General features: G+C 74.8%; 1 protein-coding gene. It reads left to right on the forward strand.

Annotation, left to right across the window (positions count from 1 at the left end; genetic code table 11):
• Positions 1-2,551 (forward strand): amino acid adenylation domain-containing protein (locus ACFYW1_RS38950; protein WP_389004568.1); only part of this gene is annotated, 2,551 nt, incomplete at both ends.

The raw sequence follows: 2,551 nt of genomic DNA on the forward strand, positions 1-2,551 counted from the left end.
TGTCGCAGGGCGAGATCGAGGCGCTGGAGAGTGCGTATCCGGGGCTCGTCGACGTCCTCCCGCTCTCCCCGCTCCAGGAAGGACTCCACTTCCACGCCCTCGACGAGGACGCGAGCTCGGACGCGTACACCGTCCAGATCGTCCTCGACCTGGAGGGCGACTTCGACACCACGGCCATGCGCCGGGCCGCCGGGGCACTGCTGAGCCGGCACGCCGGGCTGCGCGCGGGCTTCGTCCACGAGGGACTCGACGCACCCGTCCAGGTGATCACCGCCGAGGCCCGGCTGCCCTGGTCCGAGCAGGACCTCGCGGACCTGGCCCCCGAGGCGCGCGACGCCGCCGTCACCCGGCTCCTCGACGAGGACCGGGCCCGCCGCTTCGACCCCGCCGCCCCGCCGCTCCTGCGCTTCACCGCCATCCGGCTCGACGACGACCACCACCGGCTCGTCCTCACCTACGACCACCTGCTCCTCGACGGCTGGTCGACGGCCATCCTGGTCCGCGAGCTCTTCGCGCTGTACGCCTCCGGCTCCGACACCGCGGCCCTGCCGCGCGTCACCCCCTTCCGCGACCACCTGGAGTGGCTCTCCCGGCAGGACCGCGCCGCGGCCGAGGCGGCATGGCGCGAGGCCCTGGCCGGACTCGACGAGCCCACCCTGCTCGCCTCCTCCCACGACACCGCCGACGACGCCGCGCCCGAGCAGATCCGGACCGAGCTCACGGCGGAGCTGACCGAGGCCGTGAGCGCCCGGGCCCGCGCCCTGGGCATCACGCTCAACACCGTGGTGCAGGGCTGCTGGGGCCTGGTCCTCGCCCGGCTCACCGGCCGCGACGACGTCGTCTTCGGCGCCACCGTCTCCGGCCGCCCGGCCGACCTGCCCGGCATCGAGGACATGGTGGGGCTGTTCATCAACACCCTGCCCGTCCGGGTTCGGGTGCGCCCCGGCGACAGCCTGTCCGGCCTCTTCGCGGCCGTGCAGGACGAGCAGGCCCGGCTCATGCCGCACCAGCACGTCCGCCTCGCCGACGTGCAGCGCCTGGCCGGCCACGGCGAACTCTTCGACTCCATCGCGGTGTTCGAGAACTACCCGATCGACGCGCTCGACCTCGGCAGCGGGGACGGCCGGCTGCGGGTCACCGGCGTCGACGGCGGCGACACCACCCACTACCCGCTCACCCTGATCGCCGTCCCCGGCGACCGGCTGCAACTGCGCCTCGGCCACCGCCCCGGCGTCGTCGACCGGGACCGCGCCGAGCGGATCCTGGCCGCCCTCCTCTCCGTGCTCGACGCCGTCGTCGCCGACCCGGACCGGCCGGTCGGCCGCATCGACCTGCTGCCGCCGGCGGAGCGCCACCAGGTGCTGGAGGCGTGGAACGACACCGCCGCCCCGGTGCCCGCGGGCACCCTGGCCGACGCGTTCCGGCAGCAGGCCGCCCGCACCCCCGACTCCGTCGCGGTGACGTTCCGGGGCACCGGTCTGTCCTACGCCGAGCTGGACGAGCGCTCCAACCGGCTGGCCCGGCTGCTCATCGGCCGCGGCGCCGCCCCCGAGCAGTTCGTCGCCGTCGCCCTGCCGCGCTCGGCCGACCTGCTCGTCGCCGTCCTCGCGGTGCTCAAGTCGGGGGCCGCGTACCTGCCGGTGGACCCGGGTTACCCGGCGGAGCGGATCGAGTTCCTGCTCCGGGACGCCGCTCCGGTGCTGGTGCTGACCACCGCCGAGGTGGCCGCCGGACTGCCGGAGACCGGCACGCCGCGCCTCCTCCTGGACGGCGAGGACATCACCGCCGAACTGGACTCCCTGCCCGCGGACGCCCCGACGGACGCCGACCGGGTCGCACCGCTGCGGCCCGCCAACCCGGCGTACGTCATCTACACCTCCGGCTCCACCGGCCGCCCCAAGGGCGTCGTCGTCAGCCACGAGAGCGTGGTCGCCCTCGCCGCCTGGGCGGCGACCGAGATCGGCCCCGAGCGGCTGTCCCGGGTCCTGTTCGCGACCTCGCTCAACTTCGACGTGTCGGTCTTCGAGGTCTTCGGCCCCCTCCTGTCGGGCGGCTCCGTCGAGGTCGTGCGCGATGTGCTCGCGCTCACCGAGGCGCCGTACGACACCTGGTCCGGCAGCCTCATCAGCGCCGTGCCGTCCGCCCTCGACCAGCTCCTGGCCCACGGCGGCCTCGGCGTGCGCGCCGACCTGGTCGTCCTGGCCGGCGAGGCCCTGCCCGCCCGGCTGATGGACGACATCCGGCGGACCATGCCGGGCACCCGGGTCGCCAACATCTACGGGCCGACCGAGGCCACGGTCTACTCGACCGCCTGGTTCTCCGGCGACGGCTCCGCGGACGGCACCCCGCCGATCGGCCGCCCGATCACCAACCGCCGGGTCTACGTCCTGGACGCCGGCCTGCGCCCCGTGCCCCCCGGTGTCACGGGAGAGCTCTACATCGCCGGACCCGGACTGGCCCGGGGTTATCTGGGGCGTGCGGGGTTGTCGGCGGGTCGGTTCGTGGCGGATCCGTTCGGTGCCGTGGGTGGGCGGATGTATCGGACGGGTGA

The sequence above is a fragment of the Streptomyces sp. NPDC002669 genome (assembly GCF_042889165.1).
Taxonomy (GTDB): domain Bacteria; phylum Actinomycetota; class Actinomycetes; order Streptomycetales; family Streptomycetaceae; genus Streptomyces.